Source organism: Xanthomonas sp. A1809 (genome assembly GCF_017746015.1).
Lineage (GTDB): Bacteria > Pseudomonadota > Gammaproteobacteria > Xanthomonadales > Xanthomonadaceae > Xanthomonas > Xanthomonas euvesicatoria.
The window spans coordinates 45,608-65,596 of the sequence record NZ_JAGHWZ010000019.1 but is presented as its reverse complement, the minus strand read 5'-3'; the positions used below and the strand labels follow the sequence as shown (position 1 = coordinate 65,596).

Annotated in this window: 16 protein-coding genes and 1 tRNA gene; 4 read left to right on the top strand and 13 right to left on the bottom strand. The window is 65.5% G+C overall.

The features are described from left to right. Nucleotides 1-365 precede the first annotated feature (365 nt). Entirely contained in the window at nt 366-2,222 is a 1,857-nt protein-coding gene (locus J7396_RS20855; RefSeq protein ID WP_057681965.1) for an EAL domain-containing protein, read from the top strand. Nucleotides 2,223-2,418: 196 nt separating this feature from the next. Here the strand turns inward: J7396_RS20855 and J7396_RS20850 are convergent, their stop codons facing one another. The 3 genes from J7396_RS20850 to J7396_RS20845 all read right to left on the bottom strand — a co-directional run bounded on the left by J7396_RS20850 (nt 2,419) and on the right by J7396_RS20845 (nt 6,850). Next, a complete protein-coding gene (locus J7396_RS20850) occupies nt 2,419-3,981 on the bottom strand; it encodes a sodium/sugar symporter (RefSeq protein WP_209262038.1) in 1,563 nt (520 codons plus the stop codon). A gap of 80 nt (nt 3,982-4,061) precedes the next feature. Next, complete coding sequence (locus tag J7396_RS22755) at nt 4,062-4,196, bottom strand: hypothetical protein (protein ID WP_008571254.1); 135 nt, start codon at nt 4,194-4,196, stop codon at nt 4,062-4,064. 41 nt (nt 4,197-4,237) lie between these two features. Then, nucleotides 4,238-6,850, bottom strand: a complete 2,613-nt coding sequence (locus J7396_RS20845; RefSeq protein ID WP_031422353.1) for an exo 1,3/1,4-beta-D-glucan glucohydrolase — start codon at nt 6,848-6,850, stop codon at nt 4,238-4,240. A gap of 434 nt (nt 6,851-7,284) precedes the next feature. Here J7396_RS20845 and J7396_RS20840 point away from each other — a divergent pair, with 434 nt between their 5' ends. Continuing rightward, a complete protein-coding gene (locus J7396_RS20840; protein WP_033478420.1) occupies nt 7,285-9,240 on the top strand; it encodes an alkaline phosphatase PhoX in 1,956 nt (651 codons plus the stop codon). Between the two features lie 216 nt (nt 9,241-9,456). Here J7396_RS20840 and J7396_RS20835 read toward each other — a convergent pair whose 3' ends face one another. The 8 genes from J7396_RS20835 to pcnB all read right to left on the bottom strand — a co-directional run bounded on the left by J7396_RS20835 (nt 9,457) and on the right by pcnB (nt 16,196). Beyond that, nucleotides 9,457-10,080, bottom strand: coding sequence for an AAA family ATPase (locus J7396_RS20835; protein ID WP_008571257.1), 624 nt, complete (start codon nt 10,078-10,080; stop codon nt 9,457-9,459). 3 nt (nt 10,081-10,083) lie between these two features. Next, complete coding sequence (locus J7396_RS20830; protein WP_008571258.1) at nt 10,084-10,428, bottom strand: type II toxin-antitoxin system prevent-host-death family antitoxin; 345 nt, start codon at nt 10,426-10,428, stop codon at nt 10,084-10,086. A 154-nt stretch (nt 10,429-10,582) separates the two neighbouring features. Beyond that, nucleotides 10,583-12,097 carry a glucose-6-phosphate isomerase gene (pgi, locus tag J7396_RS20825; RefSeq protein WP_031422349.1) on the bottom strand — a complete coding sequence of 505 codons (1,515 nt, stop codon included), beginning with the start codon at nt 12,095-12,097 and terminating at the stop codon, nt 10,583-10,585. Then, nucleotides 12,094-12,474, bottom strand: a complete 381-nt coding sequence (panD, locus tag J7396_RS20820) for an aspartate 1-decarboxylase (protein ID WP_008571260.1) — start codon at nt 12,472-12,474, stop codon at nt 12,094-12,096. The genes pgi and panD overlap by 4 nt, the downstream gene beginning before the upstream one ends. 175 nt (nt 12,475-12,649) lie before the next feature. Continuing rightward, nucleotides 12,650-13,492: a pantoate--beta-alanine ligase gene (gene panC, locus J7396_RS20815; RefSeq protein ID WP_011347142.1), complete on the bottom strand. Its 843-nt coding sequence runs from the start codon at nt 13,490-13,492 to the stop codon at nt 12,650-12,652. After that, nucleotides 13,489-14,304: a 3-methyl-2-oxobutanoate hydroxymethyltransferase gene (panB, locus tag J7396_RS20810; RefSeq protein ID WP_008571262.1), complete on the bottom strand. Its 816-nt coding sequence runs from the start codon at nt 14,302-14,304 to the stop codon at nt 13,489-13,491. Before panB ends, panC begins: the two co-directional genes overlap by 4 nt. 35 nt (nt 14,305-14,339) lie before the next feature. Continuing rightward, nucleotides 14,340-14,825, bottom strand: coding sequence for a 2-amino-4-hydroxy-6-hydroxymethyldihydropteridine diphosphokinase (folK, locus tag J7396_RS20805; RefSeq protein ID WP_008571263.1), 486 nt, complete (start codon nt 14,823-14,825; stop codon nt 14,340-14,342). A 3-nt stretch (nt 14,826-14,828) separates the two neighbouring features. Then, complete coding sequence (gene pcnB / locus J7396_RS20800) at nt 14,829-16,196, bottom strand: polynucleotide adenylyltransferase PcnB (RefSeq protein WP_008571264.1); 1,368 nt, start codon at nt 16,194-16,196, stop codon at nt 14,829-14,831. A 49-nt stretch (nt 16,197-16,245) separates the two neighbouring features. Here pcnB and J7396_RS20795 point away from each other — a divergent pair. Next, a tRNA-Glu gene (locus J7396_RS20795) sits at nt 16,246-16,320 on the top strand. Nucleotides 16,321-16,807: 487 nt separating this feature from the next. Here J7396_RS20795 and folE2 read toward each other — a convergent pair. Next, a complete protein-coding gene (gene folE2, locus J7396_RS20790) occupies nt 16,808-17,725 on the bottom strand; it encodes a GTP cyclohydrolase FolE2 (RefSeq protein WP_209262037.1) in 918 nt (305 codons plus the stop codon). A 36-nt stretch (nt 17,726-17,761) separates the two neighbouring features. Then, nucleotides 17,762-18,931: an N-acetylmuramoyl-L-alanine amidase gene (locus J7396_RS20785; protein ID WP_209262036.1), complete on the bottom strand. Its 1,170-nt coding sequence runs from the start codon at nt 18,929-18,931 to the stop codon at nt 17,762-17,764. A 213-nt stretch (nt 18,932-19,144) separates the two neighbouring features. On the opposite strand from J7396_RS20785, the gene J7396_RS20780 reads away from it, so the two are divergent. Continuing rightward, nucleotides 19,145-19,369, top strand: coding sequence for a hypothetical protein (locus J7396_RS20780; protein WP_209262035.1), 225 nt, complete (start codon nt 19,145-19,147; stop codon nt 19,367-19,369). The last annotated feature ends 620 nt before the right edge of the window (nt 19,370-19,989 follow it).

Genomic DNA, 19,989 nt, shown 5'->3' with positions numbered 1-19,989 from the left:
AAATGCACATCACAAAAGCAGACATCGGCGAAAGAGCATTGGTCGCATGCGCGATGCAGATGGTTGCGTTGCGTCGGCACCGCTGCGGTCAAAAGGTGATCGGCAGCGCGCGCGGGATATTTAGGCGCTGCCACCGGACCACACATGCGCCTTGCGCGTGGGTGTTGGCACGCATTCCAGCCCCGGCAGACGGCGCACGGCCTGCGACAGCGCCGCGCAGATGGCCTTGGAAGTCGCGTGCGACGCGCGTCTGGCGCGGACACGGCACTGTTCAAGCGTCCCGATGCGGCCTGGACCGCGTGCTGCAACTGAACGGCGCCAATCAACGCCAATCAAGGGATCACGCTTCAGGCCGATACGAGCGCATGCCTTCCCTGCCTGCCTCTGTCGCGTCTCTTCTTCCGCCCACGCTCGACGAGTCCACCCGGCTCGAGGTGCTGCGCGGCCTGTGCCTGCTGGATTCGCCGCCAGACCCGGTGTTCGACACCGTGGCCGCCATGGCCGCGCGCAGCCTGGACGCGGAAATTGCGTTGGTATCGCTGGTGGACGAGCACCGCCAGTGGTTCAAGGCACGCATTGGCCTGGAAGCGCGCGAAACGCCGCGGAGTCAGGCGTTCTGCGCGCATGCGATCCGCTCGGACGAAGTGATGGTGGTGCCGGATGCGCGGCTGGATCCGCGCTTTTGCGACAACCCGCTGGTGCTGGGGCCGCCGTTCATTCGCTTCTATGCCGGCGCACCGCTGAAGCTGCGCGATGGCCATAGCATCGGCACCTTGTGCGTGATCGGCACCAGCCCGCGCCCCGGGCTGGATGCAGCAGCGATCACGCAACTGGAAGGCCTGCGCGACCTGGCCGTGCTGCGCGTGGAAAACCTGCGCAGTACCACCTACCGCGATGGTCCGACCGGGCTGCCCAACCGCGCGCGCTTTAGCGAAGACCTGGATACCTGGCTGTCGCAACGCGACACTGCACCGGCCACCACGGCGGTGGCCATCGATGTCTGCGGCAGCGATTATTTCCGCGATATGGTTAAGGCGCTGGGCTGGGAATACGCAGACGGCTACGTCGCCCTGGCACAGCGTCGCCTTGCCGCCTATCTGCCCGGCGGCACCCTGTTGTATCGGTTGGACCCGACGACCTTCGGCTTCCTGGCGCAGGCGGAAGGCCAGCGTCTGGCCACGCTATGCACCAAGGTCGCCAAGGCGTTCACCGAGCCCTTGGAACATCAGGGCATCCCGCACACCGCGGTGGCTTCGATCGGCGCGGTCTCGCTGCAGTCCAGCTACGGCGCCGCCGATACCATCCGCTCGCTGACCACCTCGGTGGATATTGCGCGCGAGCGCTGCCTGCCGTGGAGCCTGTACGAGCGCAAGCACGATGTTGCCCAGCGCAATACCTTCCGCCTGCTCGCCGCCCTGCCCGCGGCCCTGGACAGCGCCAGCCAGCTGCGCCTGCATTTTCAACCGCGCGTGGATCTGCACGACCACCGCTGCGTCGGCGTGGAAGCCTTGCTGCGCTGGCAGCACCCGATGATCGGCCCGGTGGTGCCGTCGGATTTCATTCCGATGGCCGAGAAAACCGCGCTGATCAACCGCATTACCGCCTGGGTCATCGACAACGGCATCGCGCAGGCAGCGCGCTGGCAGCAGCAAGGCCTGGACTTCAACCTGGCCTTGAACGTGTCGGCCGCCGATCTGGATCGCCCCGGCTTTGCCGGCCTGCTGCGGCGCGGCCTGGATCGTCACAAGCTGGACCCGCGCCGGCTGGAAATCGAATTCACCGAAAGCGCGATGATTCGCCACCCCGACCACCTGGCCGAACAACTGGCCGCCATTGCAGCGCTGGGCGTGCATATCGCCATCGACGACTTCGGCACCGGCTACAGCAATTTCAGCTATCTCAAGCAGCTGCCGGCCAGTTCGTTGAAGATCGATCAATCCTTCATCCGTTCGCTGCCGGACAGCCGCACCGACCGCACCCTGGTGCCGGCGATGATCCAGCTTGGCCACAGTCTGGGCCAGCGCGTGGTGGCCGAAGGCATCGAATCGGCGGAAGCGTACGCGCAATTGCGCGCCTGGGGCTGCGACGAAGGCCAGGGCTACTGGATCGCCAAACCGATGCCGGCCGCCGCGCTGGAAACCTGGCTGGAAACGCCGTGGCACGAGCAACATGCCGCGCCGGTCAACCTGCTTGCCGCCAGCTTGGCCGCGGCACGCGTCTAAGCGCAGCCAGCACACCAACCGCGTCCACCACTCGGCGGCGCAGGCGGTACTTGAGTGGCATCTGCCACGAATGCGCAGTGGCTGCCGCGGGCCATCCAAACGCGCTTGACGAGGGCTCGCGCCGCCGAAACGGCAGGCTGTCAACGCAGCGCGGCGCGACACCGAGGTGCCGCGCCGCGTTTCAAGACATCACTGCTTACCAGAACACGGTGTACAGCACGATCAGAATCGCGATCACGCCCGCCGCGCCGATCTTGAAGCTCAGCGTGGTGCCGTAGGCAACGTCGTTGGTACGGATCAGATCGCGTGCCTGGGTGGCCGGCGTCAGCAACGACACCACCGCCGCCAACACCAGCGCGGCCACGAACACCACGCCGATGCGGTCCATGAACGGCAGTTCGGGCCAGGCGAACTTGAGCGCGAACGACAACACCACCGAGCCGATCGCCGCGGTGAGTGCGCCGGCTTCGTTGGCGCGCTTCCAGAACAGGCCGAGCATGAAGATCACCACCACGCCGGGAGTGAAGAAGCCGGTGAATTCCTGGATGAACTGGAAGCCCTGATCGAAGTTGCCCAGCAACGGCCGCGCGGTGAGGATGCCGATCAGCACCGACAGCGCGGCCACGATACGGCCTACGCGCACCAGCTGTTTCTGCCCGGTCTGCGGGCGGAACTTGGCGTAGAAATCCAGGGTGAAGATCGTCGCCACCGAATTGATCTTCGAGGCCAGCGAGGCCACGATCGCCGCAACCAACGCGGCAAACACCAGGCCCAGGATGCCGGTCGGCAACAGCTGCATCATGGTCGGGTAGGCCTGATCGGGCTTGGCCAGATCAGGCGCCAGCACCACCGCGGCAATGCCCGGCACCACGATCACCAACGGCATCAGCAGCTTCAGGAACGCGGCAAACACCATGCCCTTCTGCGCCTCGCCGATGTTCTTGGCCGCCAGCGCGCGCTGGATGATGTACTGGTTGAAACCCCAGTAACTGATGTTCATCACCCACAGCCCGCCAAGCAGCACGCTCAGGCCCGGCAGATCCTTGTAGAACGGGTTGTCCTTGGTCAGGATCATGTGGAAGTGCTCCGGGTGCGCGCTCCACAGGTGCTGGAAGCCGGCCAGCACGCCGGCACCGTCGCCGATCCGCGCCAGGGTCAACCCGGCCACCAGCAGCCCGCCCAGCACCAGCAGGGTGACCTGCACGATGTCGGTCAGCGCCACCGCCTTCAGCCCGCCGTAGAGCTGGTAGACCAGCGCAAACACGCCGATCAGTGCCAGCGCCAGGGTCTGGTCCATACCGGTGACCTGGCTGACCGCGATCGATCCCAGCCACAGGATCGAGGTGAGATTGACGAACACGTACAGCAGCAGCCAGAACACCGCCATCAGCGTGCGGATCCACTTGCCGTAACGCTGCTCCAGAAACTGCGGCATGGTGTAGATGCCATTGCGCAGGAAGATCGGCAGGAAGAACTTGCCGACGATCAGCAGCGTCAGCGCCGCCATCCATTCGTAGGAGGCGATCGCCAGGCCGATCGCATAGCCGGAACCGGCCATGCCGATGATCTGTTCGGCCGAAATGTTCGCCGCAATCAGCGAGGCGCCGATCGCCCACCACGGCAGCGACTTGCTGGCCAGGAAGTAATCCTCGGCGCTCTTGCTGTGGCCTGCCTTCTCGCGCGAGACCCACTGCGCAAGCACGAAGATGCCGGTCAGGTAGACCAGCACGATCACGATATCCAACGTCGCCAAACCCACTGCACTCTCCTGTCTGGCTCTGGGATGTGCATCGAACGCCAGACAGGCCTGCAGAATGCCGCCGCAACGCACGGCGTGCGTCACGGCAGCGCGGCGAACCGCAGCTGCAGGCCATCCCGGCCAATCGACGCGCGCGTCCCGCGGCGGCTGATGACACCACCGATCAGGGTGGCCGCTATACCGCGCCGCCAGCACTGGCGACGCGCCTGTTTCATCCGATCTCCCGCAGGCGCGCCTACGCCTGCGGGAATGCTGCTTACTTGACCGGGCAGTCGACGGTAACTTCGGCTTCGTTGAGCGCACCCAGCGCCACCTTGGACACCGACAGGTCCAGCGCGGCGGCGCTTTCGATGCTGGCGACCTGGGTCAGCTTGCTCACGTCGGCACCGGCCACTGCAAAGCACTTGAGCGGCACGCCGACGACTTTCCACTGGCCTTGCGGCAGCGCGGCCAGGGTCTTGCGCACATCCACGCGACCACCGCACTTGTCGCCACAGCCCACGCCCAGCCACACCGACGCGGTCACGGCGCTGTCGCGGCGCAGGGTCAGCTGCAACTGCACATCGCCGTTGCTCTCACGCGAGACGTCCACCGGCTTGGCGGACACCAGCAACACGCTGGAGGCGGTGCTGCCGGACCACACCAGACGGCGCGCATCTTCCTGCGCCTTGTGATCGACTGCGCTCATCTTCAGGCTGCCATCGGACAGGCCCACCGGCAGCGTGGTTGCCGGCATGTTGGCCTGGCCGGCGTTGGACAGCTGCATCGCGATACCCAGTGCCGGCTTGCCGCGCACGAAGTACATCCCGCCTACCGACTGCTCTCCGGACACGCCCGACTCTTCCGGCAACGCCGCCAGGTCGCCCTTGTCGGCATAGGTCAGGCCAAAGCCGAACTTGAACTGCGGGTCGTAGTCCTTCTGGCCGACGTTGTTGGCGAACTGCACCGCGGTCTTGGGCCAGGAGAAGCTGAGCTTGCCCTTGAAGTCGTTCTGCACCGAGCCATCGGCCTTGCGCAGCAGCACGTCGGCAATGCCCTCGCCTTCGGAACCCGGCAACCAGGCAGCGACGAACGCGTCGGAGGCGTTGATGTACTGGTTCATCCACAGCGGACGCCCGCTCAGGAACACCGCCACCACCGGGATGCCGTCGGCCTTGAGCTTCTTGATCAGGGCCAGTTCGCTTTCGTCGCCCGGCTTGTACAGCAAGGTGGCGATATCGCCCTGGAATTCGGCGTACGGGTTTTCGCCGAACACCACCACGGCCACGTCCGGCTTGGTCTTGTAGGCGCCGTCCACGGCCAACTCGGCGCTGCCGCCGGCGGCCTTGATCTGCTTGTCCAGGCCTTCCCAGATGGTGGTGCCGTTGGGGTAGTCGCTGCGCTTGGTGCCGGTGCCCTGCCAGTTCAGGGTCCAGCCGCCGGACTGCTTGCCCATGTCGTTGGCGCCATCGCCCACCACCAGCACGCGCTTGGTCGGATTCAGCGGCAGGATGCCGGCCTGGTTCTTCAGCAGCACCAGCGACTCACGTACCGCCTGGCGGGCGATCGCACGGTGTTCGGGTGCGCCGAGCAATTCGTACTTGCCACCGAGTGGGCGCTTGGACGGCTTGCCGGCCTCGAACAGGCCCAGGCGCATCTTCACACGCAGGATGCGGCGCACGGCATCGTCCAGACGCTCGGCCGAAATCTGGCCGGACTTCACCGCCGCCAGTTCGGTTTCGTAGATACCCTTCCAGCTGTCGGCGGCCATCGCCATGTCGACACCGGCAATGAACGAGGCCGGGCAGTTCTGGTTGGTGCAGCCCTTGACCTGGCCGTGGCCATTCCAGTCGCCGACCACGAAACCGCCGAAATTCATCCGGCCCTTGAGCACGTCGGTCAGCATGACCTTGTTGCCGTGCATCTTTTCGCCGTTGAAGCTGTTGAACGAGGCCATCACGCTCTGTGCGCCAGCGGCAATCGCAGGCGGATAACCGGCAGCGTGGATATCGCGCATGGTGGCTTCGGACACCTTGGTGTCGCCCTGGTCCTTGCCGTCGGTGGTGCCGCCATCGCCGACGAAATGCTTCACCGAGGAAATCACGTGGCTGCCGTCCAGGAACTGCGGCGTGCCCGGCACGCCCTGCACGCCTTCGACCATCTTGCCGGCAAAGCTGGCCACCACGTCCGGCGATTCGGAATAGCCTTCGTAGGTGCGGCCCCAGCGGTCGTCCTGCGGCACGGCCACGGTGGGCGCGAAGGTCCACTCCATGCCGGTGACGCGGGTTTCGGCAGCGGTGACTTCGCCGATCTTCTTGATCAGGTCCGGGTTGCGCGTGGCGCCCAGGCCGATGTTGTGCGGGAACAGCGTGGCGCCGACGATGTTGCTCTGGCCGTGCACCGCATCGATGCCGAAGATGATCGGAATCGCGTTGCCGCCCTTGGAAGTGTCCATCGACGCTTCATAGAACGCGTCGGCCAGCTTCAACCATTCGGCCGGGCTGGCGTTGTACTTGCCGCCCGGATCGGAATTGCCGCCGGCCAGCACCGAGCCGATGCGGTACTTGCGCACGTCATCCGGGGTCATGCTGGCGATATCGCCCTGGATGGTCTGGGCGACCTTCTCTTCCACGCTCATCTTGGCCATCACATCGGTGATGCGCTGCTCCAGCGCCGCGTCCTGCGGGAACGGCCACTTCGGCGACGGCCACTGGTCCGGATGGATGGCGGTCGACGCCTCGGCAGGTGCGGCGGCCGGGGCGGCCTTGCTCGCTTCGGCAGCAGTGTCCTTGCCTTGGCAGGCGGCCAGCATCAGCACCGCCGCAGCGGTGGCCAGGCAGAGGGCGCGACGCGCGACGGGCGCGGCGGTACGACGGAGCAGCTTGTCCAAGATTCGTTTCTCCAGGGTGGTTCTCCCACGGCGATGCGTTGCGCCGCAGGCCATTAGGCGGCGTACGCTTGCGTGATTCCCCTACCCTGTCAACCACAGCTGCCCGTATGCCGAATACCGGGCAACTTATTGGCCGCGGCTATAGCATTGGAATACCGGCAGCACCTGTGAAACCGCGCAAAACCACCCAATCCGCTGCCGCGTCTGACAGCGCGAGCAGATGCACTTTGCTGCATCGCACCACCCGCCGGTCTGACCAATGCGCAGCATCGGCGTGTCAAGGGAACCTGGCAGCGCTCGCTTGCCACGACACGTTCGAACCCAGGCCAACGGGTGAGCCTGCTGTCAAACAAGTGTCATACCAGCGGCCTAGCGTGACCGGCTTGCCGATGCGCCATTGCCATCGTCGATCGTCGCCTTTGCCTGGAGTTTCGATGTCCCCCTCCCCCGACCCCTCCCGTCGTCGCCTGATGCAATTGCTGGCGGCAGTTCCCCTGTTGCCGCTCGGCAACGCCAGCGCTGCCGCCCTGCAACAGCTTGGCGGTGCGGCGTGGGCGGCGCGCCCGTTGCGGCCATCGGAGAACCCGACCCGCCTGGTCTCGGCCACCTTCCACGGCATGCCGGCGCCGAGCCTGGCCGACCCGGCGGCAATGGCCACCACCACGGTCGGTTCGGCACTCAGCGTGACCCGCAGCGACGGCAGCACGCAGCGCTACGCACTGGCCTACCACCCGTTCTTCATCACCGGCGATCAGGTGCCGGACGGCAACGGCGGCACCGTGCTGGCTGGCGGGTACTACGACATCCAGCATCGCCCGATCATCGACCGCTCCAAACCCGGTGCCGAACGTCCGTTCTTTTCCGATTGCCCGGACGGCTCCTCGCTACTGACCCTGCCCAATGCCAAGGTGCCAGGCGTCAAGGGCAACCACGTGTTCGCAGTGGTGCAGTTCGAATACACCACCCGCGACCAGGCCGGCAACGACACCAACCGTCACCTGCCTGCGCCGATCGCCGTGTTGACGCTGGATCAGGACCCGGCCACCGGCAAGCTGTCGCTGGTGAAGTACCACAACGTCGACACCGCACCGGTCCATGGGCTGTGGACCACCTGCGGCGCCAGCCTGTCGCCGTGGAATACCCACCTGTCCAGCGAAGAATACGAGCCCGATGCCACGGCATTGGCCGGCAACACCCAGTTCCGCAGCTACAGCACGCATCTGTACGGCGACCCGAATAAAGCCAATCCGTACCACTACGGCCATCTGCCAGAAATCACCGTGCACCCGGACGGCACCGGCAGCGTGCGCAAGCACTACTGCCTGGGCCGCATCTCGCACGAGCTGGTGCAGGTGATGCCCGACCAGCGCACCGTGCTGATGGGCGACGACGCGACCAACGGCGGGCTCTTCATGTTCATCGCCGACCGCAAGGCCGATCTCTCCGCCGGCACGTTGTATGTCGGCAAGTGGCACCAGACCTCGGGCATCGGCCCGGGCGCGGCCACGCTGCGCTGGATCAAGCTCGGCCACGCCACCAGTGCCGAGATCCAGGCCATGGCCGACCGCCTTACCGCCGCCGACATCCTCGACGTGCACCTGAGCGACCCGGGCGATGCCTCGTTCACCAAGATTCCGTTCAACGGCACCTTCAACTGGATCCGCATCAAACCCGGCATGGAGAAGGCTGCCACGTATCTGGAAACCCATCGCTATGCCGCGCTGGCCGGCGGCAGCCTGGGCTTCACCAAGCTCGAAGGCACCACCGTCAACGCACGCGACAAGGTCGCCTACATGGCGATGTCCTACATCGTCACCAGCATGCTCAACGGCTCGGGCGATGTGAAAGTGCAGGGTCCGGAAGCTGGCGCGGTGTACGCCTTGAACCTGCGTGGCGGCCAGCGCGACAGCCAGGGCGCCCCGATCCACAGCGATTGGGTGCCGATCGACATGGCCGCCCCGGCTGCCCTCACCGGCCACAACCTGGCCAAGGCCGACGCACTAGGCAACCTGGCCGACCCCGAACGGATTGCCAACCCGGACAATCTCAAGTTCTCCGAATCGCTGCGCACCTTGTTCATCGGCGAAGACAGCAGCCTGCATGTCAACAATTTCCTGTGGGCCTACAACGTGGACAGCGGCACGTTGACGCGCGTGCTGTCGGTGCCGGCCGGCGCCGAATCGACCGGCCTGCATGCCGTCGACGAGATCCACGGCTGGACCTACGTGATGAGCAACTTCCAGCATCCCGGCGACTGGGAAAGCCCGCTGCACGACACCGTCAAGGCCACGCTGGATCCGTTGGTCCGCGCCAACTACAAGGACCGCTTCGGTGGAGCGGTGGGTTATCTCACCGGCGACCCGATGGCCGTGCAGTTGAGCAAGGCGTAAGCGCTGCCGTTTCCAGTTGCGGCGCTGCATGACGCGACAGCCGACACGTGCAGCGGGGCATTCCCGCTGCTGTCGCAGACCGGTAGGAGCGCGCACGGGCACGAGGAGCGTTGCCGATGTGGCCTGTCGCGCGCCGGTGCGCTCCTACGGGTACGGTCGATGGGTCTCTGGCTACGTCGGTGAGACGGATCTGACGCACGTGCCTGAGTGCGCCGCTCAGCACTGCCGTAACTCCAGCGCCGTCATCACGATGGGCTTGGCCCAATCGGGTACCTGTGCCAATTCGTCCGGCGTCTGCGGGTATTGCAGGCCGCTGCGGTCCAGTTCCAGTACCAGCATGGGCGATGCCTGACCCGCGGCATCGGCCGGTGCGCTGTTGTCGTAGACATGCAGCACGGCCAGATCGGGCAGCAACGCGATCAGGTTGGCGCGCGAGGCATCGTAACGCTCGCGGATCTTGTGTTCGGGAATGGCATGTCCGCCAGCCGCAACCCGCGCCGCCACGCGCTCGATGTGCAGCTCCACCGTCGCCAACCCGCAGAACCAGACCGCCACCGTGTGCTGGGCGCAGGCTTCGCGCAGCAGGCGCGGAATGGTCGTCGCGCCCAGCGTGGTTTCGAAGGCGAAATCGCTGTTATCGGCCATGGCCTGGCGCAGCCGCCGTACGCCTTCCTGCCAGGCCTGCGCGTTCGCTTCCGCAGGCGCCCAGCCCTGCTCCACCAAGTCCCTGGTGAAGGCGTCCGGGTTGAACCAGGTGGCACCGTCCTCTTGCAGAAAACGACCCAGTAACGAACTCTTGCCTGCGCCATTGACGCCAGCCAGCACCAGAAGATTGCCCATCGCTTACAGCGACGGGCCCAAGGCGACCTTGCGGCCGCGGCGTGCCGGCGTGGCGATCGCCCTGGCCACGCCCGCACCCTCGGTCGCTGCGGCAAGATGCGCGTCGAACTTCGCCTGCAAAGCCTGCAGCGACTGCGCGCGCGCCGAGGTTGCGGCCGCCGCACTCGCCTGATTGACCAGGCGCCGATACGCCTCGGCATCCACCACCACCGCTTCGGGATGATTGTGGTTGGTGATCACCACCGCCCCATGCGAGCGCACCTTGCGCATCAGGCTGGGCCAACCTTTTACCTTGATGTCGGCAGCGGGGGATTTTTCGAGATCGGGCAGATCCTGGAAGCGCGACATGGGGGCAGTCCGGACGGAGTGACGGCGATCAGCCTACTCTCAAATCCCCAATTTAGGAAATTTGTCCATTTTGACCTCAGCGCAGTCGGCCATGTCGTCCAAAACAAGACGGGGCCCGCAGGCCCCGTTCTCTATCTGTACGATGCGCAACTGCTCAGCCGCGCAACTTGCTCAGCAGCTCGCGTGTCACCGGGTCGGCCACATCGGCCGCTTCGCCCTTCAGCGCCGGCAGCAACTGGCTGGCCAGCTGCTTGCCCAGTTCCACGCCGAACTGGTCGAACGCATTGATGCCCCACATCACCGATTGCACGTAGACGCTGTGCTCGTACATCGAGATCAGCCCGCCCAGTGCCTGCGGGGTGAGCGCATCAAGCAGGATCACCGTGCTCGGGCGGCCGCCCGGGTAGCTGCGGTGCGGGTCGCTGCTGTCCTGGCCGTTGGCCAGCGCCTCGGTCTGCGCCAGCACGTTGGCCATCAGCGCGACATGGTTTTCCGCGTACGGGTCGTCGTTGTGCACGGTGCCGATGAAATCGGCCGGCACCACGCTGGTGCCCTGATGCAGCGCCTGGAAGAAGCTGTGCTGTACATCGGTGCCCGCGCCGCCCCACCACACCGACACGGTATCGCTGTCCACCGCCGAGCCGTCGAGCTTGACGCGCTTGCCCAGGCTCTCCATCACCAGCTGCTGCAGGTACGCCGGCAGCAGCGCCAGGCGCTGGTCGTAGGTCATCACCGCGTGCGTGGCGCTACCGAGCAGGTTGCGGTTCCACACTGCGGTCAGGCCGTGCAACACCGCGACGTTTTCTTCCAGCGGCGTGTTGAGCACATGTGCATCGAACTGCGCGGCGCCTTCCAGCAGTTGTTCGAAACGTTCGAAACCAATGGCCAATGCAATCGGGAAACCCACTGCCGACCACAGCGAGTAGCGCCCGCCCACCCAATCCCACATCGGCAGCACGCGGCCCGGTGCGATATCGAAGGCCTTGGCGGCGCGCTCGGGGTTGGCGCTGACTGCGTACAGCCGCTCGCTGCCACCGAGCCAGGCATGCAGGATGCTGCCGTTGAGCAGGGTTTCCTGGGTGCCGAAGGTCTTGGAGATCAGGATGCCGGCGGTGCGTGCCGGATCCAGCGTGGCCAGCGTGCGCTGCATCGCCGCACCGTCGACGTTGGAGACGAAGTGCACGCGGAACCGCGCCCCACTCACCGGACGCAGTGCATCGGCCACCAGCCGCGGACCCAGGTCCGAGCCACCGATGCCGACACTGACGATGTCGGTGACCTCGGTCGCTTCCAGCTGCTGGATCAACGCACCCATGCGTTGGCGCACTTCTGCAGCGGTGGCGTAGGCCTCCGATGCCACGGGCGCGTCGGTCAAATCGCCGCGCAATGCGGTATGCAAGGCCGCGCGTTGTTCGGTGACATTGACCTGCTCGCCACGGAACAGGCGCTGGAACGCGCCGGCCAGATCTCGCTCGCGCGCGATGGCGAACAAGGCATCGAGCGCGGCGCGGTCGTACTTCTGCCGCGCGAAGTTGAAATACAACGGACCGACTTGCCTGGCGTACTGCGTGGGCCGCTGCGGCTCGGCGGCAAGCAATGCGGGGATGGCAGCGCCGCGCAGGCGCTGGGCGTGGGCGTGAAGCGCGTCGAATCCGTTGGTCTGTGTCATGCGGCCTGCGTGGGGATGCTGTGGTTGGTGTGGGAGATCGCGTTGTGCGCGTTCACATATACCAGATTGGGCTTGAAGGTCTTGGCTTCGTCTTCGCTCATGCTGGCGAACGCCGCCACGATGATCAGATCGCCCACCTGCACGTGACGCGCTGCGCCGCCGTTGAGCGACATGATGCCGCTGCCCTCTTCTGCGCGGATGGCATAGGTGCTGAAACGCGCACCGTTGGTGACGTCCCAGATATGGACCTGTTCGAATTCGCGGATGCCGGTCGCTTCCAGCAGCAGGCCGTCGATGGCGATCGAGCCTTCGTAGTTGAGCTCGGAATGGGTGACGGTGGCGCGGTGGATCTTGGCTTTCAGCAGGGACAGATGCATGGACGGAAGGCAACGACAAAAGGAAAGCCGGCATTTTAGCGGAAAGCGCCCGCCCCCACCGGATTGCGCGGCCGCCGGTGGTGAGGGCTTCAGGCCCGCGCAGCGCGAACAAACGCGCGCCCCCGTTCGCTGGCGCTCCGGACCGCTCAGACGCCGCATCGCTGCGTCGGCCTGCTCAGAATTCCAGGTTGTCGATCAGACGCGTGTTGCCCAGGCGAGCCGCGATCAAGGCCACGCGCGCGCCGGTGTAGCTGTCGCCCGGCTCGCTGAGGTCAGGCAGCCGCACCACCGCGTAATCGACCCGGAAACCGGCCTGTTCCAGCGCTTGGCTGGCGGCATCTTCCACCTGCGCACGCGGCGTGCCGGCGGCGTAGCTGTCGCGCATCTGCAACAGCACCTTGCGGATCGTGGCCGAGATCGGGCGATCTTCCGCCGACAGATACTGGTTGCGTGAACTCATCGCCAGGCCATCGGCCTCGCGCACGATGCTGCCGCCCAAAATTTCGATCGGAAACGCCAGGTCGGCCACCATCTGCCGGATCACCGCCAACTGCTGGTAATCCTTCTTGCCGAAGGCGGCCACGTCCGGCTGCACCTGGTTGAACAAGCGCGCCACGACGGTGCACACGCCATCGAAATGCCCTGGCCGGCACTCGCCTTCCAGCACATCGCTGACACCGGGCGCGTGGATCGGCGTAGCCAGCGCGGTGCCGAGCGGGTACATGGTGTCCACATCCGGCAGCCACAGCGCATCGCAGCCGGCATCTTCCAGGCCGCGCAGGTCGGCCTCGGGCGTGCGCGGGTAGCGCGCAAAATCTTCATTCGGGCCGAACTGGGTCGGGTTGACGAACACGCTGGAGACCACGCGGTCGGCGTATTGGCGCGCCAGCATCACCAGCGAATAATGCCCGGCGTGCAGGTTGCCCATGGTGGGCACCAGCGCCACGCGCAGGCCCTCGCGCTTCCAGCCATTGACCAGGGCGCGCAATGCGGAAAGATCGGTCAGGGTCTGGATCATGCGGCGTACGCGTGCTCTGCATCGGGAAAGCTGCCGTCGCGCACGGCCTGCGCATAGGCGCGCACCGCGCCGGCGACCGAGCCGCCTTCGGCCAGGAAATCCTTGACGAACTTGGGCCGGCGGTGGCCACTGTCCAGCCCAAGCATGTCGTGCATCACCAGCACCTGGCCGTCGCAGCCGGGGCCGGCACCGATTCCGATGGTGGGAACGCTAAGGTCGGCGCTGATCTGCGTGGCGATCGGTGTCGGCACGCATTCCAGCACCAACAAGCTCGCACCGGCATCGACCACCGCCTGTGCGTCACGACGCAGCTGCTCGCCAGCTTCGCCGCGGCCCTGCACCTTGTAGCCGCCAAACCGCAGCACCGATTGCGGGGTCAGGCCCAGGTGCGAACAGACCGGGATCTCGCGCTCGACCAGGTAACGGATGACTTCCAGCTTGTGCCCGGCGCCTTCGATCTTGACCATTTCCGCGCCGGCCTGCAGCAGCTGGGTGGCGGCATCCAATGCACGTTCAGGGGTGGCATCGGCTTGGAACGACAGGTCGGCCACCAGCAAGGCGCGATCGAGCGCACGGGCCACCGCGGCGGTGTGGTAGACCATGTCGGCGGTGGTCACCGGCAAGGTGGAATCGTGTCCCTGCACCACCATGCCGAGCGAATCGCCGACCAGGATCAGGTCCACGCCATGGGCGTCGAAGGTGCGCGCGAAACCGGCGTCGTACGCGGTCAACATGACCAGTTTTCGACCCTCGCGCTTGGCCTGCGCCAAGGCGGGCACGGTCCAGGGCTTGCTGTCGGCGTGGCTGCTCATGAAGTCATTACGTGGGGTGATAAGCCGGCCATTATCTACCCAATCGGCTCCAGCCCGCAGGTATCGATGGCGCGCAGGGCGCGCCGCACTGTTCCATGCCCCGGGATGATCGCCTCCGGCGCCAGCTCCGACAGCGGCAGCAGGGCGAAGGCGCGCGCGTGCAGATGCGGATGCGGCACCTGCAACTGCGGCAGGTCGATCACCTGATCGGCGTACAGCAGCAGGTCCAGGTCCAGCGTGCGCGGACCCCAGCGCTCGCCGGCGCGACGCTCGCGGCCGAACGCCTTTTCGATGCCGAGCAAGGCCTCCAGCAACGGCAGCGGCGCAAGATCGGTGCGCAGCTGGGCCACAGCATTGATGAAATCGGGCTGGTCTTCGCGGCCCCAGGCCGGCGTGCGATACAAACGCGAAGCGGCGATCAGCGTGGTCTGCGGCACGACGCCCAGCGCGGCGATGGCCGCGCGCACGCTGGCCTCGGCCTGGCCCAGGTTGGCACCCAGGCCGACAAAGGCGGTCTGCATGCCCTACTCGCCTGCGGGCGCGCCGGTCCGACGGCGGCGTCGGCGACGCTTGCGCGGTGCGCCCTCATCGCCGTCTTGGTCGGCCTGCGCCGATTCGATCGCATCCACCAGCTCCTGGCCGGACGACTTCTGCGCCTCACGCCAGAACTCCACATCGGCCGCGTGATCGGGCGATGCGAACTGACGCAGCACCAGGAAATCGAACGCCGCGCGGAAGCGCGGATGCGACAAGGTGCGGAACACCCGCTTGCGCTGACGCGAGGAGAAGCGCGTCTGCAGCAACCAGATTTCCTGCATCGGCAGCGAGAAACGGCGCGGCAACGCGACGCGCTCCAGCTGATGCAAGGTGACGCGATCGGCCGCACGGCGCTGCGCATCTTCCGGTTGCACGCCTTGCGCCTGCAGAGCCATCAGGGTGCGGCAGAACGCCGGCCACAGCAGCAATGCAAACAGGAAGGCCGGCGACACTGGCTCGTCGTTGGCCACGCGTGCATCGGTATTGCGCAGGCCTTCCAGCACCATGGCGCGCAACGCACCACTGCGATTGGACTTCAATGCCGCCGCGCTTTCGGGAAACAGCACGCCGAGCAAGCCATAGCGCTCCAGGCCTTCGAAGCTGGCCACACCGTGCCCGGACAGAAACAGCTTGAGGATTTCTTCGAACAACCGCGCAGGCGCAGCTTCGGACAGCAGCCCGGCCAGACGCGGAATGGGTTCGGCAGTGCCGGCTTCGATGTCGAAATTCAACTTGGCCGCCAGGCGCACCGCGCGCAGCATGCGCACCGGATCTTCCTGGTAGCGCAGCTCGGGGTCGCCGATCAACTTCATCAGGCGCGCCTGCACGTCTTCGAAGCCACCGCAGTAATCGCGTACCGAGAAATCCTCGATGGCGTAATACAGGGCATTGCAGGTGAAGTCGCGGCGGATCGCGTCGTCTTCGATGGTGCCGTATACGTTGTCGCGCACCAGCCGGCCGTTATCGAGTTCGCGGTCGCCGCTGCCATCGTCGACGTTGGCGCGGAAGGTGGCCACTTCGATGATTTCGCGACCGAACACCACATGTGCCAGACGAAAACGGCGGCCGATCAGACGACAGTTGCGGAACAGCGCCTTGACCTCTTCCGGCGTCGCGTCGGTGGCCACGTCGAAATCCTTCGGGTGGCCGCCGACCAGCAGGTCGCGCACCGCACCGCCGACCAGATAGGCGCCAAAGCCCGACTCGCGCAGGCGGTACAACACGCGCAACGCGTTGGGGCTGATGTCCTTGCGCGAGATGGTGTGCTGGTCGCGTGGAATGACGCGCAGCGTGAACGGAGATGTAACTGAGGGTTCGATGATGGCGCTTCCGTCTTGTGTTGCAGGATTGCCCAACGGCTATTACCTCACTATACTAGCGCGCTGCACAAGACGTGACAAAAGCGCTCCCTTCGTCTAATGGTTAGGACGTGGCCCTCTCAAGGCTAAAACAGGGGTTCGAGTCCCCTAGGGAGCACCACGATCGGTCTGACTGCTAGACGCCAGAGCCCCGCAATGCGGGGCTTTTGCGTTGTGGCGCAGGCCCTTTGCATGTGCATTGGCCTGCGTGCCATCGCGCAGGCCGCAACCATCTCCGCCTCGCATCTAGCCCGATCAGGACCGCAGGGGCCCTGGATTGGTCGAGGTTGGTTGCCGCCTCCGCGGCGCCGGATTCCATCTCAAAAATCCGCAATGCGGCAGTGCGTTGTCGGGATGCAATACGGCCAAGGCCCCCAACGCGCCCCAGCCGACACGCATGCAGATTCGCGGCATCGCACGGCAAGCGTCAGACGATGTGTCGATCTCAAGGACGCAGCTCAGATCAGCCACATCAGCACACAGAGAACGGGCCTCATCGCTGCGCGCTCGCCGGTACGCATTCGCTGCGCGGTGACGTGAGTGGAGGTGTTTCGCCCGTGCACCATGCGTGCCGGCCGCCCTGGGAATTTGCAGTGCATTGCATCTGCTCACATGGTCGTCGGCCCAAGCACCGCGTCGTCGCTGTCGGTTTCGGCGACGGCGTCGTGGGCATGCAGGCTTTCCAGATGGCGTACCACCACATGGAAGGCCGCATAGTGCTCTGCCAGCTGCTGGCGCAGGCGCCGCGCCGCATCTTCGACATACATCAGGTTTGCGCCATTCAAGCGCGCAAATGCCTGTTCGTCGGGTCGCCGCACTGCAGCCTGCACCGGCGTCGCCAACGCCCGCTCGCACAGACCGACCAGTTGCCGGATGGCCAAGCGCTGCGCATCGGCGGGCAGCTCAACGCGTACCTGCGCCACGCTGCGTTGGCTATGCGGCGTGGCGTAGGAACCGTGGTCCTGCAGCCATTGCGCAACCTCGTCCAGCGCCAACGCATCGCGCCCGGCATGTTGCTGCACGAATGCATCGCTCAGCAGCTGCCGCGACAACGCTGCCGAACAGGGGCAAGTAGAGGCGTACAACACCTCCACCTGGAGCTGGATCGTGGTGCGCCCTGCACTGCATTGCGCGGCGATGTGCACTGGATAGGCACGCCAGCCACTGAGCCCCTCACTGCGCAATGCCGGCGTGCGCAACATCAGTTCGCCGCTCAGCGTCAGCCGAGCGGCGCGGCTCGCACAATCGGCATGACTGTCGATCAGCGCCTGCAATAACCCCGAGAGCATGGCCGGCGACACTGGTTGCTGCAGCTGCGTATCCAGCAGGCGGTACAACCGCGACATGTGGATGCCTTTCAGCTCTGCCCGCGGCAGATCGACCTGCACGCTGGCGCGTGCGGCAAGCTGGCCGCCACCGGCCTCCAACTGCACGGGAATGGCGATGTCCTGCATGCCCACCCATCGCAGGGGCGCGCTCAGCGTTGATGGTTCGGTCACAGCAACATCGGGAAGCGTAGCGGACATCGGGATCTCGTCGAAGATAAAGGTGACGACCGCGCCTCAGGCGCGACCAGGAAACGCAGCGAAGTAGTCGTCGATTCCCGCATGCAATGTCTGCGCGAGTTCGTCCTGATGCGTATCGCTGCACAGGCGGCTGCAATCGTCGCGATTGCTCATGAAGCCGGTTTCCACCAGCAGCGACGGAATGTCCGGCGACTTCAACACCGCAAAATCGGCCTGCCCCACCTGGTTCTGATGCAGGCGCGTCACCTGCTGCAGGCGTTCCAACATCAATGTGCCGAATGCCAGGCTGCTGGCGATAGTGCCGCTCAGCGACAGATCGGCCAGCACCTGCGATAACACCGGATTGCTCGGCACCCGCAGCCGTCGCGCGGTGTTTCCCATGTCGTCGGCAGCGTTTTCGCTATCGGCGATCCAGCGCGCCAGTGCGGAGCTGGCGCCAGTCTGCGACAGTGCAAACACCGAGGCGCCCCGCGCTTGGCGCGTTGGTGCGGCATCGGCATGGATGGAGACGAACAGGTCCGCATTGTGGCGATGGGCGATCAACACGCGCTCGTGCAGCGGCACGAAGCGGTCATCGCTGCGGATCATGGTCGGCCGGTAGCGCGCATCGGACGCCAGGCGTCGATGCAACCGCCCGGCGACCGCCATGGCGACATGTTTTTCGTAACGCGCATCGGCACTGACCGCCCCCGGATCCTTGCCGCCGTGGCCGGCATCGATGGCAACCACGTAGGGATGCAGGCGATGACCGAGCGCGGCCGGCGCGAGCGCATCGGCGACATGGCTGTCCATCACCTCCGGCGCCTCACCTGTCTTCGCTGCCGCCTCGCCGCCCAGATCGATTAGCAGCTCACTGCCCTGCCAGCGCGGCTGCGCGGCGACCGGCCGGGTCAGATCGAGCACCACGCGCACGCCGTCGCCATGCACACCCGCCCGGAGACCGGTCACCGGCTCGCCATAGGTAATCGATGCGATCGGTGGCAGCGCAGGTACTACGTGTCCCAGGTCGATGACCAGCCGCTGCGGGCCCGTCAAAGTGAACAGGTGGTACTGCGTCGGCGCGGACAGGGACAGACGCAACTGCGTCCCCTGATCGCCTCGCTGCAGCGAGCACGCCTGCAGACGGATCTGGCCTGCTGCCGTGACCAGGCCGGGCGCAAGCACCATGGCCGCGGCGGTGGCCTGCAACAACGCGCGTCGCTTCATGCAGTCGGCCTGCAAGGGTGACGGGCAATGGCGGGGCCGCGCGCCCGCCCTGCGGGAGAAGCGTGACGCTGAAAGACACAAGAGGCGATAGGACGGAAAGGCACGACGCATCAATAGCGATCAAGATGATTGTTATAAAGTAACAAAGTAGAACAGGACGCAAGTGTTAACGGCTCCGTGCGCTTGTCGCCATTCATCTTCCCGAGGACACCCATGACCACCGGCCCGGTCCCCGCCAGTTATGACGCCTGGCGTCGCTGCATCGAACTGGGTTGCGCCCAGCCGCTGACGGCCGCCTTCATCGCCCAGCGCCTGGCCGCCTTACGGGACCCGGACGACCACCACACCAAGCAGTTCCTGCGCCGCTGGGGAGCGCAGCACCACGCTAAGGTCATTGCATGGTTCGAGCAGGCGCGGCAGCAAGCACTACAGGGCTAGCTCGACGGCTTGCGCGGTTGCCCATGGAGGGACGACGAAGTCGTGACCGGCCCAATTAGGAGGGCATAAGCCCTGGCCTGGCGGTGGCTGGCGGTGTGGACGTGCGCTCCGATATTCCATGCCGTGGTGGCCAAGTTTGATCGCCTGTCCCAAGGACTGCGCGTCAAAAAGAAGCGCAGGCCATCCGCCAGATACACGCCACTCCTGATGACTGATCCGTAGTGTCGCCAGCATGAAGCCCCCTTCCCCGATGCCGACATTCATGGCGGCCTGCAAACCTGTGCTCAAGGTCCCTTTTGACCTCTACAGCATTGTCAACGGATCTGGGAAAGCAGTTCCCTTGAGCTAATGGACTTTCGATAAAACATCGACATCGATACAGCGAATAGACGTACCGTAGGCTGGCCTGAATCGCAGGCAGAAATGCCCCTAGCAGGGAGAGGCGAAAACATCATGCGAACGAAGAAAAACCAGCTCAAGTATCTTTGCGTAGTGGCCGGAGTTCTGCTCAGTGGTCCTGCACTCGCTCAGAGCGGCGGGTGCTGCGCAGGTGGCGTAGGCGCCAGCGCCACAACCGGACTTGGAGAGCGTAGCCCCGCAGCAGCGGCGAACCTTACGCT